This window comes from Erwinia sp. JUb26 (genome assembly GCF_003751505.1).
Taxonomy (GTDB): Bacteria; Pseudomonadota; Gammaproteobacteria; order Enterobacterales; family Enterobacteriaceae; genus Erwinia.
In genome coordinates this window covers 188,050-207,257 of sequence record NZ_RJVB01000002.1, presented here as the reverse complement: position 1 = coordinate 207,257, position 19,208 = coordinate 188,050, and the positions used below count along the sequence as shown (strand labels likewise).

Annotated in this window: 13 protein-coding genes; 7 read left to right on the top strand and 6 right to left on the bottom strand. The window is 54.3% G+C overall.

Annotated elements, in window-relative coordinates:
• Nucleotides 1-53 precede the first annotated feature (53 nt).
• The 4 genes from endA to metK all read right to left on the bottom strand — a co-directional run bounded on the left by endA (nucleotide 54) and on the right by metK (nucleotide 5,215).
• The gene (gene endA, locus EC836_RS06045; protein WP_123331145.1) at nucleotides 54-767 is read right to left on the bottom strand and encodes a deoxyribonuclease I; all 714 of its coding nucleotides are present in this window, start codon (nucleotides 765-767) and stop codon (nucleotides 54-56) included.
• A 120-nt stretch (nucleotides 768-887) separates the two neighbouring features.
• The gene (locus tag EC836_RS06040; RefSeq protein WP_123331143.1) at nucleotides 888-1,400 is read right to left on the bottom strand and encodes a SprT family zinc-dependent metalloprotease; all 513 of its coding nucleotides are present in this window, start codon (nucleotides 1,398-1,400) and stop codon (nucleotides 888-890) included.
• Between the two features lie 69 nt (nucleotides 1,401-1,469).
• Nucleotides 1,470-2,867 carry a sugar porter family MFS transporter gene (locus tag EC836_RS06035; RefSeq protein WP_123331141.1) on the bottom strand — a complete coding sequence of 466 codons (1,398 nt, stop codon included), beginning with the start codon at nucleotides 2,865-2,867 and terminating at the stop codon, nucleotides 1,470-1,472.
• Nucleotides 2,868-4,060: 1,193 nt separating this feature from the next.
• Complete coding sequence (gene metK / locus EC836_RS06030) at nucleotides 4,061-5,215, bottom strand: methionine adenosyltransferase (protein ID WP_123331139.1); 1,155 nt, start codon at nucleotides 5,213-5,215, stop codon at nucleotides 4,061-4,063.
• 863 nt (nucleotides 5,216-6,078) lie between these two features.
• Between metK and speA the strand changes: the two genes are divergently transcribed.
• Complete coding sequence (gene speA, locus EC836_RS06020) at nucleotides 6,079-8,055, top strand: biosynthetic arginine decarboxylase (RefSeq protein ID WP_123331135.1); 1,977 nt, start codon at nucleotides 6,079-6,081, stop codon at nucleotides 8,053-8,055.
• Between the two features lie 201 nt (nucleotides 8,056-8,256).
• Nucleotides 8,257-9,177, top strand: a complete 921-nt coding sequence (gene speB / locus EC836_RS06015; RefSeq protein ID WP_123331133.1) for an agmatinase — start codon at nucleotides 8,257-8,259, stop codon at nucleotides 9,175-9,177.
• A 74-nt stretch (nucleotides 9,178-9,251) separates the two neighbouring features.
• Here speB and EC836_RS06010 read toward each other — a convergent pair whose 3' ends face one another.
• Nucleotides 9,252-10,523, bottom strand: coding sequence for an OprD family outer membrane porin (locus EC836_RS06010; RefSeq protein ID WP_123331131.1), 1,272 nt, complete (start codon nucleotides 10,521-10,523; stop codon nucleotides 9,252-9,254).
• Nucleotides 10,524-11,042: 519 nt separating this feature from the next.
• Entirely contained in the window at nucleotides 11,043-11,801 is a 759-nt protein-coding gene (locus tag EC836_RS06005) for a M48 family metallopeptidase (RefSeq protein ID WP_123331129.1), read from the bottom strand.
• Nucleotides 11,802-12,090: 289 nt separating this feature from the next.
• On the opposite strand from EC836_RS06005, the gene tkt reads away from it, so the two are divergent.
• The 5 genes from tkt (at nucleotide 12,091) to mscS (ending at nucleotide 19,084) form a co-directional block, all read left to right on the top strand.
• Complete coding sequence (gene tkt / locus EC836_RS06000; RefSeq protein WP_123331127.1) at nucleotides 12,091-14,082, top strand: transketolase; 1,992 nt, start codon at nucleotides 12,091-12,093, stop codon at nucleotides 14,080-14,082.
• Between the two features lie 554 nt (nucleotides 14,083-14,636).
• The gene (gene epd / locus EC836_RS05995; protein ID WP_123331126.1) at nucleotides 14,637-15,683 is read left to right on the top strand and encodes an erythrose-4-phosphate dehydrogenase; all 1,047 of its coding nucleotides are present in this window, start codon (nucleotides 14,637-14,639) and stop codon (nucleotides 15,681-15,683) included.
• Between the two features lie 21 nt (nucleotides 15,684-15,704).
• Nucleotides 15,705-16,868, top strand: coding sequence for a phosphoglycerate kinase (gene pgk / locus EC836_RS05990; protein ID WP_123331124.1), 1,164 nt, complete (start codon nucleotides 15,705-15,707; stop codon nucleotides 16,866-16,868).
• Nucleotides 16,869-16,950: 82 nt separating this feature from the next.
• Nucleotides 16,951-18,030, top strand: coding sequence for a class II fructose-bisphosphate aldolase (gene fbaA, locus EC836_RS05985; protein WP_123331122.1), 1,080 nt, complete (start codon nucleotides 16,951-16,953; stop codon nucleotides 18,028-18,030).
• A 181-nt stretch (nucleotides 18,031-18,211) separates the two neighbouring features.
• Complete coding sequence (mscS, locus tag EC836_RS05980) at nucleotides 18,212-19,084, top strand: small-conductance mechanosensitive channel MscS (protein WP_123331120.1); 873 nt, start codon at nucleotides 18,212-18,214, stop codon at nucleotides 19,082-19,084.
• Nucleotides 19,085-19,208 lie beyond the last annotated feature (124 nt).

The following is a 19,208-nucleotide window of genomic DNA, read 5'->3' as shown; positions in this document are numbered from 1 at the left end:
CCGCGCGATCCGGCTCCTGAAGAACGGCTGTTGTGCAGTTTAGGTCAGTGATTTTACCGCTGGCAAGCCTGCTGTACATAGGGGTTGTGATTTCCCTGAACGCGGGCGATGCGGTTGTCACGCTCGCATTCCCACGCGCTGGCCGGATAAAGCTTGCTCCAGGCGGCCATCAGCTGCGTCTGCTGCCGTGACATCTGCAACTTATAGGTGTCGCGCATGTAGAACCAGGTGCGGGCAATCGCGCCACGGGCGCGGACGGGCGGTTCAGCCAGTTTGTTTTTGAAATCGACCTTCATCGCGCACTGGCCGTACTGCGGCTCGCCGCCGTTCCACTGACTGTACATAAAGTTGCCGCGATCGCCGTTAACCTCACCGATGGCGGGCTGCAGGTTATGCAGATCGGTTTCCATCCGGCGGTATTCATCATCTTTTGCGCAGTTTTTGCGTCCGCCATCCTGCCAGCATTGGCGCTGGTGGCCAAAGCTCCAGGCGGGCACCACGTGTTCCCATTCGATGCGTTCGGCGCGGTTAGCGTTTTTTCGTACCTGGTAGCCGCAGGAGGCGAGGTCGGGAACGCCTTTTTTACCCTGCCAGTTGATTTTACAACCGCAGTAGAAAGAGCCCGGCGCATCGGCGTTGATCTGCGCCGCATAGGCTTTTGCCTGGCTGAAGTTGTTTTGATGAAAGTTATCCAGGCTCAGCGCCTGTGAAGAAAAGACGGGAAGCAGCAGTGAAAAAGCCAGCGAGGCCAAAATTTTGCGAGACATATTCCAGAAATTCTGTAATCCGTTAGAAAGCCCGGAGAGTAACAGAAGTTCCAATAATAACGAATAATATGCTTATAAATTAATCTGATGCTGCCAGGTGTTTGCTGGATTTTCGCACGTTTAAGCGCTTTTAAATTCACCGGGCTGCAAAATGTCACCGCAGTGCAGGCAACGGTATTCGCTGTCGCCGCGAACCACGCGATTATGTCGCCGGATGGTGAGCTGATGCTGCTGACAGCCGCAGCGATAGGGGAAGGCCTGACTGCGTACGGAAGCGATAGCAAACTGATGCGTGCGGCGGGCCGGAACCTCCAGCACGCTTTCCATCATCCACTTCCACTCTTTGCCGTGGGGTGCTACGCGGCCAAAGTGCTTCCAGACCAGCAAATGCGCCAGCTCATGCGGGACCACTTCATCAATAAACGCCTGCTGGTTTTCCAGCAGCAGCACCGGATTCAGGCGAATTTCCCAGTCCTGCAGCCAGGCAGTCCCTGCCGCCGTGCCGCGCTGCTGATAAACCAGCCGCGGTTCGGGATAGTTGCGTTCCAGACGTTGATTAGCGAGCCGCAGTTTTTCACGCAGCGTGCGCATAACGGACTGCTGCAGGGCGATGGGAAGTCGTTGGGATTTCATAGTGCAGAGAATACGGTGGCGGCAAGAGAGAAGCAATAAGACGGCCGGATTGCTCCGGCCGTGTGGCCATCAGTCGCGAGAACCGATATCACGCAGTTTTTTACCGCTCAGCAGATTGCGCTCGATATGTTCCAGAGAAACGCCTTTGGTTTCCGGGATCAGGCACAGCGTCAGCACGATAAAGAACAGGTTAAGCGCGGCATACACCCAGAAGGTGTTGGCGTTACCCAGCGTATTCAGCATGGTCAGGAAGGTTGCCCCAACGATCATGTTGGCGATCCAGTTGGTGGTAGTGGACACCGTGATCCCGAAATCGCGGCCTTTTAGCGGCTGAATTTCAGAACACAGTACCCAGATCAGCGGACCGGCGCTCATCGCAAAACCAACGATAAACATCAGCAGCATACCGATAGCGAAGTACTGCGCCGTCGGGGAGTTGATACCGATGTGCAGCATGGTGCCGAGAATACCCATGCCCAGCGCCATCACCATAAAACCGAGGATGAGCGTTGGCTTACGGCCCCAGCGATCTACCAGACCGATAGCGATGAACGTCGCCAGCACGTTAACCAGACCGACAATAACCGTCCCCCACATCTGCTGTGTGGTGTTGGCAAAACCGGCAATTTCAAAGATTTTCGGCGCATAGTACATGATCACGTTCATACCGGTGAACTGCTGCATCACCTGCAGCAATATGCCCAGCCAGACTGCACGACGGAAGTTGCTGTTGTCTTTAAACAGCTCCCAGCCGGACTGCTTAATCTTCAGGCTTTCGCGGATTTCATCCAGCTCGCGCTTTGCCTGCTCGCTGGTGTCGCGCAGGCGATCCAGTACGCGTTGAGCATCGCGGAAGTTACCTTTCGCCGCCAGCCAGCGTGGGCTGTTTGGCAGGAAGAATACGCCAACCAGCAGCAGCAGGGCAGGAATGGTGATCACACCCAACATCCAGCGCCATTCGCCGCTGTAGCTGAAGGCGGTATCGGACAGGTAAGCGCCCAAAATACCGATGGTAATCATTAGCTGGTACAGCGAAATCATGCTGCCGCGAATTTTTTCCGGTGCAATTTCAGACAGATATAGCGGAGCGGTATAAGACGCAACGCCAACGGCCAGGCCAAGCAGAACGCGGGCAATAATCAGCATTTCGGCGTTCGGCGCAAAGGCGGACCAGAGCGAACCGATAACAAACAGAATTGCGCCGATCATCAGACTTTTTTTACGGCCCAGATAAGACGACAGCCAACCGCTGCCGATGGCACCAATGGCGGCACCAAACATCATGGAGCTAACGATCCACTCCTGTTGGTGAGCGGTGACGTTAAAATCTTTCGAGATAAAGGGCAGGGCACCGGCGATCACGCCGATATCCAGGCCAAACAGCAGGCCGGCCAGAGCAGCAAGGAAACAGACGAACAGGGTCATGGCTTTGTTCGATGTTCTGCTGTGAGTTTTTGTTCCAGGCATGATGCCTCCATTAATGACTGCTTAGTGTTGCGGTCAATGTTAGACAACCTGCTTCCATCAGACTGTGCGGTAGGTCACATCAGTGTAATCGGTTACACTGATTGTGATTGGTTAAAGCTTCGGCATGGTGCGGAAACCGGCCTTTTAATCAGTATTTAACGATGTTTTGTCGTGTTTAGTCTCGCTGTGATTAATCGTTGCCGGATGTTTCTGAAAATATAATATTTTGTACATTTTAAGCAATCGGTTGATGTCTTAAATGTCAGAAATATAGAGTCTTTATTAGTGTAACCGGTACCAATTTAATGTGCCGCGGTAACTATAGTGTAGTGGGTTGTGCGAGTGTTGTTTTTTGGTTGCTGAATAGATCGTGAGATGTTGAGCATGCTGAAGTGCTGAAGTGCTGATGTATGTCTGTTGCTATGGCGATGACGCTGGCTGACTGGTCCACCGCCCGGATGGTCCTCACGCCACGCTTTGCGTGGTGCCTTCCCTACGTTCGTCAGCCTGTCGGACCGCCAAAGACGTGCCTTCCATGGCCCGACTTTGTCTTTCGTCCGCGTCCATGCGGCCGAATCCTGGCTTCCTCTCTTCGCTCAGCGCTGCGGATTATCCGGTCGGTGGACCCGTCAGCCTGCTGTTCTGCTTCTGCAATGCATGTCAGATGTGAAAAACAGCGAGCAGGATGTTCAAGAGGGTAAATAGTTTGCTGCCCAGGTTATGCCTGAACACCAGCAATAAACGTTCCGACGGGAATAGTTGTTTTTGAAACCGCGACTCGGAAGATAAAGGGGAACAGCCTCTGCGGTGGGTACCGGGCAATCCGCAGCGCAGAGGCGTAGGCAGCGGGCCAGGAGACGCCAGCAGGGACGCTGGCGTCAGGCGAAGCCGGGCAGGACGCCCGTCTTCGCCGGTCCGGCAGGCCGGATGCTGAAGCCGAAGGCACCACGCGAAGCGTGGCGCGAGGACCGCCCGGTACCCACCGCAGAGGCTGGGCACCCGCACAAACGATACAGCGAAGGCACCAAAAACGATTTCAGGACCGCCCGGTACCCGCGGCAGAGGCTGAGCACCCCCCCACACCGAGCAGCCAGCCTAATCCACAGACCAAAAAAAACCGCCATCTAAAAGACGGCGGCTTTATCTCACTGGAGGGCTAACCCGAAAGCACCCTCAGCGTAACGAAGACATACTTATTTCAGACCGGCAGCATCGCGCAGCACGGCAGCTTTGTCGGTTTTTTCCCATGGGAAATGCTCGCGACCAAAGTGACCGTATGCCGCGGTTTCGCGGTAAATCGGATGCAGCAGATCCAGCATCTGAATCAGACCGTACGGGCGCAGATCGAAGAATTCGCGCACCAGCAGAGTCAGCTGCTCGGTAGAGACTTTCTCAGTCCCGAACGTTTCCACCATGATGGAGGTTGGTTCTGCAACGCCGATAGCGTAGGAAACCTGAATCTCACAGCGGTCGGCCAGACCGGCTGCGACGATGTTCTTGGCTACGTAGCGCGCCGCGTATGCCGCTGAACGGTCAACTTTTGAAGGATCCTTTCCGGAGAACGCACCGCCGCCGTGACGCGCCATGCCGCCGTAGGTATCCACGATGATTTTACGACCGGTCAGACCGCAGTCACCCATTGGGCCACCGATAACGAAACGGCCGGTCGGGTTGATGTGGTATTTGGTGCTGGCGTTGATCCACTCAGCGGGCAGAACCGGCTTGATGATCTCTTCCATCACCGCTTCCTGCAGGTCTTTCTGCGAGATGTCTTCAGAATGCTGAGTAGACAGGACTACCGCGTCAATGCCGACAATTTTGCCGTCATCGTACTGGAAGGTGATCTGGCTTTTCGCATCCGGACGCAGCCACGGCAGGCTGCCGCTTTTACGCACTTCAGACTGGCGCTGCACCAGACGGTGTGCGTAAGTCACCGGTGCAGGCATCAGCACGTCGGTTTCGTTAGTGGCATAGCCGAACATCAGGCCCTGGTCACCAGCACCCTGCTCAAGCGGATCGGTACGATCAACGCCCTGGTTAATGTCAGGCGACTGTTTGCCAATTGCGCTCAGTACGGCGCAGGAGTTGGCATCAAAGCCCATATCGGAATGAACATAGCCGATATCGCGCACGGTTTGACGAGTGATCTCTTCGATATCAACCCATGCACTGGTCGTAATTTCACCACCAACCAGCACCATGCCGGTTTTTACATAGGTTTCGCAGGCCACGCGTGCTTTCGGATCCTGCTCGAGAATTGCATCGAGCACGGCATCGGAAATCTGGTCGGCGATTTTATCAGGATGTCCTTCTGATACGGACTCGGAAGTAAACAGGTGTTTAGCCATTATATTCTTTACCTTACTAATACGGGTTGAAGATCGACTGCATAGCGCAAAAACTGGAAATTAGCCTGAAATTCAGGGTATATATCTGTTCTTAGCGCCCCCCTCAGGCAAAGCCATGAGCAGTGAGTATCCTTTTAAGGGATATCGCCCCCGTAGTTACGGAGGTAAATCAAAGACGCTTAGAAGTTAACCAGTATAGATGGATTAACATCTGGATGGCTATTTTAGGTTACACGTTAAGCGGATTGCCAGCATTTTTTGCCGAGTGCCGTTTTATCATTTGTAAGAAGTGGAAAATTTTCCTGACAGATATCGCATCCGGCACATTTAGATTTTGCAATTTTAGTGACGTAGCTGTATAAAACGGCGCTGCCTTTGACCGCGTTCTGAGGCACGCAACTGACCCGCCAGCAATGAAAAATACGCGCTGGCATTCACCCGCAGTTTTTGGTTTTTCCACGCGCCGGTCGGTGTGTGTGGAGGTGACAACAGTAATGAACCACGGTGTTTCACTCGTTCAGTTACGCCAGTCCGGCGTGTTCAATTTCCCCTCATGCGGTACGACTCCCTGTACAGTTCGCCGAAGTTTTGTGCGTGTTGGTAATAATCCCGACACCAGCGCCGGCTAATCTGCTTCTGACGTTGTGACCAGGTTCTCTCAGATTTACCTGAGAGTTGTCTCTATTGGTTTTTTGACCCGTTATACGGAGTCCGCGACGTGTTTTACGATGTTATACTTCAGAAACCGATTTTAGCGGCACTTCAGTCTGCCAGACTGAACATCCCGGTAATTGATGGATTATCGTCACAGACTCATTCTGCGGCGGCTTGCTGTTTTGCATTACAACAATTTGAGGTTCGCAATGTCTGACGACATAAAGAATGTAATGGGTTCGTCAGCGGGCGAACAGGGTGTTCTCCGCTCCATGCAGGAGGTGGCTATGAGCGATCACGAAGCCAGCAAAATGCTGCGTACTTACAATATTGCCTGGTGGGGTAATAACTACTACGACGTCAACGAACTGGGCCACATCAGCGTTTGCCCGGATCCGGATGTCCCTGAAGCGCGCGTTGACCTGGCGAAGCTGGTAAAAGAACGCGAAGCCAACGGCCAGCGTTTGCCGGCGCTGTTCTGCTTCCCCCAGATCCTGCAACATCGTCTGCGTTCTATTAACGCTGCCTTCAAGCGCGCGCGTGAATCCTACGGCTACCGTGGCGACTACTTCCTGGTTTATCCGATCAAGGTCAATCAGCATAAGCGCGTTATAGAATCCCTGATCAACTCCGGCGAACCGCTGGGGCTGGAAGCCGGTTCCAAAGCCGAGCTGATGGCGGTACTGGCGCACGCCGGAATGACCCGTTCAGTTATCGTCTGTAACGGCTATAAAGACCGTGAATATATCCGCCTTGCGCTGATCGGCGAAAAGATGGGCCACAAGGTCTATCTGGTGCTGGAAAAAATGACCGAAGTCCAGCTGGTGCTGGAAGAAGCGGAGCGCCTGAACGTGGTGCCGCGCCTGGGTATCCGCGCGCGTCTGGCGTCGCAGGGTTCCGGTAAGTGGCAGTCAAGCGGCGGCGAGAAATCGAAGTTTGGTCTGTCGGCCACTCAGGTACTGAAGCTGGTTGAGATCATGCGTGAAGCGGGGCGGATGGAAAGCCTGCAGCTGCTGCACTTCCATCTGGGATCGCAGATGGCCAACATTCGTGATATCGCCACGGGCGTGCGCGAATCGGCACGTTTCTACGTTGAGCTGGCGAAGCTTGGCGTGAATATTCAGTGCTTTGACGTCGGCGGCGGTCTCGGCGTTGACTATGAAGGTACGCGTTCCCAGAGCGACTGCTCGGTGAACTACGGCCTGAACGAATATGCCAACAACGTGATCTGGGCGATCGGCGATGCTTGTGAAGAGCACAACCTGCCGCACCCGACGGTGATCACTGAGTCCGGTCGTGCGGTAACCGCGCACCATACCGTGCTGGTTTCCAATATTATCGGCGTGGAGCGCAACGAATTCAGTACCCCGCAGCCGCCGACAGAGGATTCACCGCGTCCGATCGTCAGTATGTGGGATACCTGGCTGGAGATGCACGAGCTGAACAACCGCCGCTCGCTGCGCGAATGGCTGCATGACAGCCAGATGGATCTCCACGATATCCACACCGGCTATTCGCAGGGTACCTACGATCTGACCCAGCGCGCGTGGGCCGAGCAGCTGTATCTCAACATCTGTAACTATATTCAGCAGCATCTGGATCCAAGCAACCGTGCGCACCGTCCGATTATTGACGAGCTGCAGGAGCGGATGGCGGATAAGATTTACGTCAACTTCTCACTGTTCCAGTCAATGCCGGACGCGTGGGGTATCGATCAGCTGTTCCCGGTGATGCCGCTGGAAGGGCTGAACAAGGTGCCGGAGCGCCGTGCGGTGCTGCTGGATATCACCTGCGACTCGGACGGTACCATCGATCACTACGTTGACGGTGACGGGATTGCCACCACCATGCCGATGCCGCAGTACGACGTGGATAATCCACCGATGCTGGGCTTCTTTATGGTCGGCGCGTATCAGGAAATCCTCGGCAACATGCACAACCTGTTCGGTGATACCGAAGCGGTGGACGTGTTTGCCTTCTCTGACGGCAGCGTGGAAGTGCAGCTGTCTGACGAAGGGGATACCGTGGCGGATATGCTGGAGTACGTGCAGCTGAATCCTGCCGAGCTACTGACGCATTTCCGTAACCAGATCAAAGAAAGCGATCTCGATGAAGAACTGCGCGCGCAGTTCCTGGATGAGTTCGAAGCGGGTCTGTACGGCTATACTTATTTAGAAGACGAGTAATCAGATAAAGGCCGGAGAGTGACATCTCCGGTTTTACCATCTCCCGCGCGACCCTGACCGCATCAAAGCGGATGCGGAATCGATAGGGCAGGCATCATTCATCAAATCCCTTCCTCGTCGGGCCTAACGACGCGGTGGGGATTTTTTTTCATCTGTAGCGAGCCGGTTAGCGCTGGCTACACAGTTAATTAAGGAGTCGTTATGCACAACACTTTGGGTAATCAGTACGATAACTCACTGGTTTCAAACGCATTTGGTTTTATGCGTTTCCCGGTAAACTTCCAGCCGTACGACAGCGATGCCGAGTGGGTGATCACCGGCGTACCTTTTGATGCTGCAACGTCCGGCCGCCCGGGCAGCCGTCTGGGACCGGGCGCTATCCGCCAGATCTCGACCAATCTGGCGTGGGAAGGGTGCCGCTGGCCGTGGGAATTCAATCTGCGTGAGCGTCTTAACGTCATTGACTGCGGCGATCTGGTTTACGCCTTCGGTGATTCGCAGGACCTGAGCGACAAGCTGCAGGCGCACGCGGAAAAACTGCTGGCGAACGGCAAGCGTATGCTGACCTTTGGCGGCGACCACTATATCTCGCTGCCGCTGCTGCGCGCGCACGCGAAAACCTTCGGCAAGATGGCGCTGGTGCATTTCGATGCCCATACCGATACCTACGACAACGGTCCGACGTTTGACCACGGCACCATGTTCCATACCGCGCCGAAAGAAGGGCTGATCTCACCGGAGCATTCCGTGCAGATCGGTATCCGTACCGAGTTCGATAAATCTCTGGGCTTCAACGTGCTGGATGCGGCGCAGGTTAACGACCGCAGCGTGGACGATATTCTTGCCCAGGTGAAGCAGATCGTCGGCGACCTGCCAATCTATCTGACCTTCGACATCGACTGCCTCGATCCGGCGCACGCACCGGGCACCGGCACGCCGGTTATCGGCGGGCTGACCAGCGATAAAGCGACCAAGCTGATCCGTGGCCTGCAGGGAATGAATATTGTGGGGATGGATCTGGTTGAAGTGGCTCCGGGCTACGACCAGTCGGATATCACCGCCCTGGCAGCGGCAACGCTGGCGTTAGATATGCTGCACGTTCAGGCGGCTAATAAAGGTTGAGCCTGATGACGGCTGCCGTACAATCGCGTGCGGCAGCCGTCTTTTTTCCCACGCTAAGTGCTCAGATAGCGCTGTCAGAACGCGTTAAAGGGATACTCGACGAAGGCGCGGATCTCATCACCCCCCACGTTGTAATCGCTGGCGTTGCTGGAAACCCGCAGCACGGAATAGCGCAGCCTCAGCGTCAGGTCTTTCGCCGGGCCGTTTTGTACCTGGTACTGAATCTGGTTGAACCATTCGTGTTCTTTGCCGTTACTCGTTTCAGCGGTTTTGATGTTATCCCCGCGAACGTAAGCGGTGGTCCAGCTCAGCCCCGGCAATCCCATCGCGGAAAAGTCTAACCCATAGGACGCCTGCCATGAGCGTTCGTCTTCGCCGTTAAAATCAGACCAGTAGGAGTTGGCCAGCCAGATGGTGTTACCGCCGTCGCCCGTGCCGTCCGCGTTGCGATAGCCGCCGTAATGATAACCGGTGCTGCCGCTGCTTTGCTGATAAGCCAGTTTAAAGGTATGCACATCCCAGATATAACTTGCCGCCAGGCTCCAGATGGTATTACTGCGGCCGGTATCCAGCTTGCGGGCGTAATCGGGATCCAGGCGGGAATTATAGCCGTTAAAGTCGAGAACCATTTTCTGATTGCTGCCGAACGGCTGATTAACGTTCATGCCCAGATATTGCTTGTTCAGCACGTCTTTAACATCGGAAGCATAGGCGGCACCGCTGAAGCGGTCGTTGAACTGATAGCTTGCGCCACCGAATGACAGGCTTTTTAAACCGCTGTTATGGCGGTCGTCGCTTTTACGCTGCTCGTCAGTGAAATAACCGGCATTGATCTCCAACCCGGCAATCTCATTTGAGGTCAGCATAGTGCCGGTATAGCTTTCCAGCAGCAGGCGGGAGCTGTCGGCGGTGATGATCGGTAATGCCGGGCGCTGGTTACCGTAGCTCAGAACGGTATTTGAGATGCGCATTTTGGCGGTGGCACCAAATTTGGCCAGGTTGGATTTGGCCCTGCCGCCATCATTCCCCTGCTTGAAGAAATCGATGCCACCGGCACCGCTGCGGCCCCTTCCGCCGTCAAGACGAACGGCATATTGTGCAATGCCATCAATGCCAAAGCCAACCGGACCTTCGGTATAGCCGGACTGGAATGTTGCCACGGCGCCCTGGCCCCATTCGGCTTTATCCTGCATGCCGTTGTGATAATCACGGTTAATATAGGCGTTGCGGAAAAACAGGTTTAAATGGCTGTCGTCAATAAGCCCTTTACTGTCGGACTGCTGGTTGGCAACGGCAGGGATTGCTGAGAATAGACTTAAAATAATTAAAGGAAGTTCTTTTTTCACGGGAGTTTGATTCTCTGGCTAAATTATATAAATACGCATGACTGAGAGAGCAATACTTACCGCATTATTTATTGATTGCAATGATTATGTGAACATAAGTTACAGGTTGTGCGGTTCTGGAAAACCGTCGGGGATAAAAGATGTGGTATTTTTTTTGCGGTAGCGGGCTGGTGGTGGGCTCGGGAGAGGGCAGTGAAAGTTGATGCTGAGTTTTAAATAACGAATCGAATTGTCTGGTAAGAGACTTTCATGTCGGGTAATTTAATTAAATAATTAACCCGTCGTGCGGTTTAATTATCAATTTATGCTTTTTTATAATTGAATTAATAACTTTATAATAAATATTGTGCGTTAATTGCATCGCGCTTTACCGCGTTGCTGAGCGGGCGTTGCGCGATATCTTCCTCTGTTTTCGCCCACCTCCCTGTGGGCGCATGCTGGCTTTCATACCGTTCATCGCTGTGGGTGCCCCGCGCAGGAGATCGCCCACGCGAGGGAAAACGGTCAGCTTGCCCTGGCTTACTTTATTCCGTCTGCCGCCATACGCTCGCGGATATGCTGCGCACGTGCTTCTGAAGCCGGGTGATCGTCGAACATTGAGCTTTGACGACCGGCTTCCAGCTTCGCCAGCTTTTCAAAGCTGGTGGCTAAGCCTGCCGGATTGATGTTGCGCTTGCGCAGCAAATCGTAAGAATAATCATCCGCTTCCGACTCCTGGCGCTGGGAGAACTGCGAATTGACCAGCTTCTCGCCAATATCACCCAGCTGAGACTGGGAAAGTGAAGCGGCAATACCACCGGCAGAGGCCGCGGCGGTGCGTGCAGCGGTCGTCGCGTAGGCCACCTGCATGGCTTTGCGCGAGTGGCCTAAGGCGACGTGCCCCATTTCGTGGCCGAGAACCGCCTCAACTTCATTGTCGGTCATCATGTCCATCAGACCGCTGTATACGCGGATGCAGCCGTTAGCCATCGCCCATGCATTGACGTCCTTGGTGACGTAGACCTTGTAGTTCGCCGGCGTGCCGTTGATGTTATCACCCAGCGCGGCAGATATTTTGCTCAGCCGTTTCGCATAGGTGCTGCTGGCATCGGCGATCTGCGTGCTGCTGTCCATCTGCTGGCAGGATTTATCACTCAGCTCTTTCACCTGCGCATCGCTCAGCGTGGCGGCCTGAAACGCCTGCGCGCCGGACTGCATCAGTCCATTGCTGTCGAAGTTTTGACAGCCAGAAATAAGGGTTGCCAGCGCCAGAGCGGCAAAAGAAATACGTTTCTTCATTCCGGTTCATCCATTGTTAGTAACAAGGTAAATAAATCATAATGTTAGCGGGTGGAAGGGTGATGAATAACCCGCCAGATAGTTGAGTTATAGTCCCTGCAGCTGTCTTTGCCTAGTCGGGAGATTCCCAAAGTGCAACTTATGTGATTATTTTTACATCCTGCGCCATGTACATGTTACCCATATTTCATGTACATTGATGGGCGACTTTCCTTCGGCTTTGCCTGATAACTCATTAATTACAATAGGTTAAGTACGGCGAAGCGTTAAATCCGACCTGGAGTAGAAAATGTCTTCTCGTAAAGAGCTTGCCAACGCCATTCGCGCATTAAGTATGGATGCGGTGCAGAAAGCCAAATCCGGCCACCCGGGTGCCCCAATGGGTATGGCTGATATCGCTGAAGTGCTGTGGCGCGACTTCCTGAACCACAACCCGTCAAACCCACTGTGGGCCGATCGTGACCGCTTCGTGCTGTCCAACGGTCACGGCTCCATGCTGATTTACAGCCTGCTGCACCTCACAGGCTACGATCTGCCAATCGGCGAACTGGCTAACTTCCGTCAGCTGCATTCCAAAACCCCAGGTCACCCAGAGTACGGTTACACCGCAGGCGTAGAAACCACCACCGGTCCGCTGGGCCAGGGTATCGCTAACGCCGTTGGTTTTGCGATTGCCGAGCGCACGCTGGCCGCACAGTTCAACCGTCCGGGCCACGATGTTGTTGACCATAACACCTACGTGTTCATGGGCGACGGCTGCATGATGGAAGGCATCTCACACGAAGTCTGTTCACTGGCGGGTACGCTGAAGCTGGGCAAACTGGTCGCGTTCTATGATGACAACGGCATCTCTATCGATGGTCACATTGAAGGCTGGTTCACCGACGACACCGCGAAGCGCTTTGAGTCTTACGGCTGGCACGTGGTGCGCGGCATCGATGGCCACGACGCTGAAGCGATTAAAAAGGCAGTAGAAGAAGCGAAAGCGGTTTCCGACAAGCCTTCACTGCTGATGTGCAAAACCATCATCGGCTTCGGTTCACCGAACAAAGCCGGTACTCACGATTCCCACGGCGCGCCGCTGGGCGATGCTGAAATCGAACTGACCCGTAAGCAGCTGGGCTGGACCCACGCACCGTTCGAAATTCCACAGGACATTTATGCCCAGTGGGATGCGAAAGAAGCGGGCCAGGCGAAGGAATCCGCATGGGATGAGAAGTTTGCTGCCTACGCGAAAGCCTTCCCTGAGCTGGCGACCGAATTCAAACGTCGCGTAAGCAACGACCTGCCGGCTAACTGGGCAGAAGAGTCGCAGAAATTTGTTGAGCAGCTGCAGGCTAATCCGGCGAAAATCGCCAGCCGTAAAGCGTCTCAGAATGCGATCGAAGCGTTCGGTAAACTGCTGCCGGAATACCTGGGCGGCTCCGCTGACCTGGCGCCAAGCAACCTGACCATGTGGTCCGGTTCTAAGCCAATCAACGAAGATGCAGCGGGTAACTACATCCATTACGGCGTGCGCGAATTCGGTATGACCGCGATCGCTAACGGTATCACCCTGCACGGTGGTTTCCTGCCTTACACCGCGACCTTCCTGATGTTTGTGGAATACGCGCGTAACGCAGTGCGTATGGCTGCACTGATGAAAATTCGTCAGGTGCTGGTTTACACCCACGACTCTATCGGTCTGGGCGAAGATGGCCCAACTCACCAGCCGGTTGAGCAGTTGGCCAGCCTGCGCGTTACACCAAACGTCAGCGCATGGCGTCCATGTGACCAGGTTGAATCCGCAGTGGCCTGGAAGTACGGTATCGAGCGTCACGACGGTCCTACCGCACTGATCCTGTCCCGTCAGAACCTGGCACAGCAGGAGCGTACCCCTGAGCAGCTGGCTAACATCGCTCGCGGCGGTTACGTGCTGAAAGACAGCGCGGGCACCCCTGATGTGATCCTGATTGCGACCGGTTCAGAAGTTGAGCTGGCGGTTGGCGCATTCGACAAACTGACTGCGGAAGGCCACAAGGTTCGCGTTGTGTCTATGCCGTCTACCGACGCCTTCGACAAGCAGGATGCTGCCTACCGTGAGTCCGTGCTGCCGAAAGCGGTTAGCGCTCGCGTAGCGATTGAAGCGGGTATCGCGGACTACTGGTTCAAATACACCGGTCTGAACGGCGCTATCGTGGGTATGACCAGCTTCGGTGAGTCTGCACCGGCTGAGCAGTTGTTCGATCTGTTTGGCTTCACCGTGGATAACGTGGTTGCTAAAGCGAAAGGTCTGCTGTAATCCTTCGCAACCGGCCCTTTGTGGGACGGTTTACCAATAAAGCACCGCCTGGCGGTGCTTTTTTTTGTTTGTCGGTCGGCAACAATGGAGTTCGATTTCATCAAGCTCCCGTCCCGGCTCCTTTCAGCAATTCGCTACGTAAAATTCCAGCTTTATCTGAATCCCGATCCGGCATGGCAATTACCCCGCTGACGATAAGGTTATCAGGGTGTGGGATCTCAGGCTGAACGGCTAATCCGTAGGGGGGAATCCGCCAGCGTATTCGTATAAATTTCCACCACCACTGGCGACCGTCAGGTGAAACTTACGCCAGAATGTGCCATTTTTTGCGTAATTTTGTGACGCAGATCGAAAGTTAAGCCCCGCAATTGATCCCAGTCATTCCTATTATTCCTCACTTCTATTATTCTAGCTGAAGCGTTTCAGTTTGATTGTCGTCACAGATGCAGCCTCTGGCTTGCCGCCGTGGTGACGCAAGAATTTCCTGTACAAATCGCGGCGTCTGGCTCAGGCTAATCGTCCGATTTCATAGAGAATTCTGATGCAGGAGTAATATGACGGTTCGCATTGCCATTAACGGATTCGGTCGCATCGGGCGCAACGTTTTGCGTGCGCTGTACGAAACCGGACGTCGTGCTGAAATTACGGTGGTGGCCATTAACGAGCTGGCGGATGCCGCCGGGATGGCTCATCTGTTGAAATACGACACCAGCCATGGTCGCTTTGCCTGGGATGTACGTCAGGAGCGCGATCTGCTGTCGGTTGGCGATGATACGATCCGCCTGCTGCATCATGCCGATATTGGCTCGCTGCCGTGGCGCGAGCTGAATGTGGATATCGTGCTGGACTGTACCGGCGTCTATGGCAGCCGTGCCGACGGTGAAGCGCATCTGCAGTCAGGTGCGAAGAAGGTGCTGTTCTCCCATCCGGGAGGCAATGACCTGGATGCCACGGTCGTTTTCGGCGTGAATGAGCAAGAGCTGCTGCCGGAGCATCTGTTAGTGTCGAATGCTTCCTGCACCACAAACTGCATTATTCCGATTATCAAACTGCTGGATGATGCGTGGGGGATTGAGTCGGGTACGGTCACCACCATCCACTCCGCGATGCACGATCAGCAGGTGATTGATGCATACCATCCCGATCTGCGACGGACCCGCGCGGCCAGCCAGTCGATTATTCCGGTTGATACGCGCCTGGCCGCGGGCATCACCCGCATTTTTCCGAAATTTAATGACCGTTTTGAAGCGATTGCCGTGCGTGTGCCAACGATTAACGTGACGGCGATTGACCTCAGCGTCAGCGTGCGGGATGCGGTCAAGGCCAGCGAGGTCAACGCCCTGCTGCAAAGTGCGTCAGAAGGGGCTTTTAGTGGTATAGTTGACTACACGGAATTACCGTTAGTCTCTATTGATTTTAATCACGACCCGCACAGTGCCATCGTTGACGGCACGCAGACGCGGGTCAGTGGTCAGCACCTGATTAAGACCTTGGTCTGGTGTGATAACGAATGGGGCTTTGCTAACAGAATGCTGGATACCACGTTAGCGATGGCCGATATCGGTTTCAGTCCGGACGCGGATGCGTCTGTAAAACTTTGAGAATCAACGAGAGGGTTCACCATGTCTGTAATTAAGATGACCGATCTGGATCTTGCTGGTAAGCGTGTTCTGATCCGTGCCGATCTGAATGTGCCGGTAAAAGAAGGGAAAGTGACGTCAGATGCACGTATCCGTGCTTCTCTGCCGACCATCGAAGCCGCTCTGAAGCAGGGCGCGAAAGTGATGGTTACCTCGCATCTGGGTCGTCCGGTTGAAGGTGAATACAACGAAGAGTTTTCTCTGCTGCCGGTCGTTAACTACCTGAAAGACAAGCTGGGCGCAGAAAATGTTTCCCTGGCAAAAGACTACCTGGACGGCGTTGAGCTGACCGCAGGTAAGCTGGTGGTACTGGAAAACGTTCGCTTTAACAAAGGCGAGAAGAAAGACGACGAAGCCCTCTCTAAAAAATACGCTGCGCTGTGCGACATCTTCGTGATGGATGCCTTCGGTACCGCGCACCGCGCTCAGGCCTCTACCCACGGCGTAGGCAAGTTTGCACCGGTTGCCTGTGCTGGCCCGCTGCTGTCAGCCGAGCTGGAAGCATTGGGTAAAGCGCTGTCTAACCCGGCGCGCCCAATGGTTGCCGTTGTCGGTGGTTCTAAAGTTTCCACTAAATTCGACGTGCTGAACTCGCTGGTGAACATTGCCGATACCGTGATCGTTGGCGGCGGCATCGCGAACACCTTCGTGGCTATCGACAACAACGTCGGCAAATCGCTGTATGAGCCAGATTTCGTTGAAGCCGCGAAAAAACTGCGCGACGAGTTCAAAATCCCGGTTCCTACCGATTCACGCGTGGGCACCGAGTTCTCTGAAACCGCGCCTTCAACCGTGAAGAAAGTCAGCGAAGTTCAGGACAACGAAGAGATCATGGACTTCGGCGACGAAACCGCGCTGGCGATGGCTAAGCTGCTGAAAGAAGCCAAAACCATTCTGTGGAACGGCCCGGTTGGCGTGTTTGAGTTCCCGAACTTCCGTAAAGGGACTGAAATCGTGGCGAAAGCGATTGCAGACAGCGACGCATTCTCCATCGCGGGCGGCGGTGATACGCTGGCCGCTATCGACCTGTTCGGTATCGAAGATAAAATTTCCTATATCTCTACCGGCGGCGGTGCTTTCCTGGAATTCGTGGAAGGCAAAACTCTGCCAGCAGTCGCCATGCTGCAAGAACGTGCTAAGCAGTAATTAAACCTCGGAGCGGAGCCGCGTAAGGCTCCGCGTGCGAACAGAATCCTTTAATACGACCGAAGAAACAGGACAAGCTAACATGTCTAAAATTTTTGATTTCGTAAAACCAGGCGTTGTCACCGGCGATGACGTGCAGAAGATCTTCAAAGTAGCGAAAGAGAACAAATTCGCTCTGCCAGCGGTTAACTGCGTCGGTACCGACTCAATTAACGCCGTGCTGGAAGCTGCTGCAAAAGTAAAATCTCCGGTTATCGTTCAGTTCTCTAACGGCGGTGCTGCTTTTATCGCGGGTAAAGGCCTGAAATCTGACAAGCCACAGGCTGCTGCAATCCTGGGTGCGATCGCAGGTGCTCATCACGTGCATCTGATGGCAGAGCACTACGGCGTGCCGGTTATCCTGCACACCGACCACTGCGCGAAGAAACTGCTGCCGTGGATCGACGGTCTGCTGGACGCGGGTGAAGCTCACTTTGCTAAAACCGGTAAGCCACTGTTCTCTTCTCACATGATCGACCTGTCTGAAGAGTCTCTGGAAGAGAACATTGAGATCTCCAGCAAATATCTGGCGCGCATGGCGAAACTCGACATGACTCTGGAAATTGAACTGGGCTGCACCGGCGGTGAAGAAGATGGCGTGGATAACAGCCATATGGACGCATCTGCACTGTACACTCAGCCAGAAGACGTTGATTACGCGTACACTGAGCTGAGCAAAATCAGCCCGCGTTTCACCATCGCTGCCTCTTTCGGTAACGTACACGGCGTGTACAAGCCGGGCAACGTGAAGCTGACCCCAACTATCCTGCGCGACTCTCAGGATTATGTCAGCAAGAAACACAACCTGCCGCATAACTCCCTGGACTTCGTGTTCCACGGCGGTTCCGGTTCTTCAGCTGCTGAAATCGAAGAATCAATCGGCTACGGCGTGATCAAAATGAACATCGATACCGATACCCAGTGGGCAACATGGGACGGTATTCTGCAGTTCTACAAAAAGAACGAAGACTATCTGCAGGGCCAGCTGGGTAACCCAAATGGCGTAGACAGCCCGAACAAGAAATACTACGACCCGCGCGTGTGGCTGCGTTCAGCTCAGGCGTCCATGGTTGTTCGTCTGGAGCAGGCTTTCAAAGAACTGAACGCGATCGACGTTCTGTAATTTGTTCGCTGTGCAAAAAAGGCCCGAAAGGGCCTTTTTTTATGCAACTTTCCCATAAATTCCAGCTGATTACGCCAGAAACCTGGCAGATTCGCGCGTGGTTGCTTACCCTTAGTGTTCAGGCTGCCGCCGGGCGGCAGAGTTTTGAACGCCTCTTTTGGGCAAACAACAGGATGGGAAAATGGAAGATTTAAACGTGGTCGGTGGTATCAGCAATGCGGGGAACTGGCTGGTGCGCAACCAGGCCCTGCTGCTGAGCTACGCGGTAAATATTGTGGCAGCGATAGCGATCATTATTATCGGGATGCTCGTTGCGCGTATTGTTTCCAATACTATCAATCGCCTGATGCGTGCCCGTCATCTTGATGCGACGGTAGCTGATTTCCTTTCTGCGCTGGTGCGTTACGGCATTATCGCCTTCACGCTGATTGCCGCGCTGGGACGCGTGGGTGTGCAGACCGCCTCGGTGATTGCCGTACTCGGTGCCGCCGGTCTGGCAATTGGCCTGGCGCTGCAGGGCTCGCTTTCTAACCTGGCGGCCGGTGTGCTGCTGGTGACCTTCCGCCCGTTCCGCACCGGTGAATTTATTGATATCGGCGTGATGGGAACGGTGCAGAACGTGCAGATTTTCTCTACCACCTTAAAAACCGCCGACGGCAAAATCGTCGTGGTGCCGAATGGTAAAATCATTGCCGGGAATATCACTAACTTCTCCCGCGAGCCGGAGCGCCGCAATGAGTTCATTATTGGCGTAGCCTACGATGCTGACGTTGAGGAAGTGATTACTCTGCTGCGCGGCATTGTTGAGGCTGAACCGCGTGTGCTGCAGGAGCGCGGCGTGCAGATTGGCCTGAACGAAATGGCGCCTTCCTCACTGAACTTCGTCGTGCGCTGCTGGAGCAAGGCTGGAGATCTCCAGCAGGTTTACTGGGATCTGATGAAGGAGTTTAAAAACGCCCTGGATGCGAAAGAAATCGGCATCCCTTATCCGCAGATGGATGTTCACCTGCATCAGACCAAAGCGCCTGAAGTCGATCTGACTAAACCGGCGTAATTATTTTCATATCAAGCCCCCGCCAGTCGCTGGTCGGGGCTTTTTTTTGCAGCATGATAGCCGACGGCCCCTTACAACGTGATGACCGCGACGGCGACCTTTCACCTTCACGCCGTGTTGCCTC